This is a genomic window from Pseudovibrio sp. Ad37 (assembly GCF_001623075.1).
In the GTDB taxonomy this organism is placed as follows: domain Bacteria; phylum Pseudomonadota; class Alphaproteobacteria; order Rhizobiales; family Stappiaceae; genus Pseudovibrio.
Genome location: NZ_LMCF01000199.1, coordinates 1 through 549 on the forward strand (window position 1 = coordinate 1; position 549 = coordinate 549).

1 protein-coding gene is annotated in these 549 nt (G+C 34.6%); it reads right to left on the reverse strand.

Translation table 11 applies throughout. The features are described 5' to 3' along the window. A partial coding sequence (locus PsAD37_RS21235; protein WP_193778319.1) for a helix-turn-helix domain-containing protein occupies nucleotides 1-549 on the reverse strand: 549 nt, incomplete at both ends.

Genomic DNA, 549 nt, shown 5'->3' on the forward strand with positions numbered 1-549 from the left:
CCTCTAAGATATCTAAACGAAGATTCGCAATTTTGAAGAAGTCGTAAAAAAAGTCAATGTTTGCTTCGCTTGGAATAAAGGAATCTCTTGATAATCTATAGATATCCGTAAAATGATTATTTTCGATCCTCAGCAAACAAATCAGGCAATGGAGGCTGGCTTGTTTTTTTCCTAAATCAAACTTATTCTTGTGTTGCGATCCTTCGTGCTTATAAATCAATGCACGAACTTCTTGGCTGTAAGGAATGCTATCCAGGCTTTCCCCTAATGAAACAAACCAAAAGAAATTGAAAAAGATGATGCGAATCAGCATTTCAGAACCAGATAAGGTAAGATTCGATAAATTCAAGTTGATATTGTATTCCTTCAAATATTCAGCCAATTTTTTTGTTTGCCGAAAACACGTTGAGCGGCTGATAAATTGGCGATTGCAAAAAGCTGCAAGATTTTCATCTTGTTCGGTCAGAAGACTGATCAATAATTTATAAGGAACACTTTCTGTTGATAGGTAATGTTGGTATTGGATATATTGAACAAGTTGTTGAATTA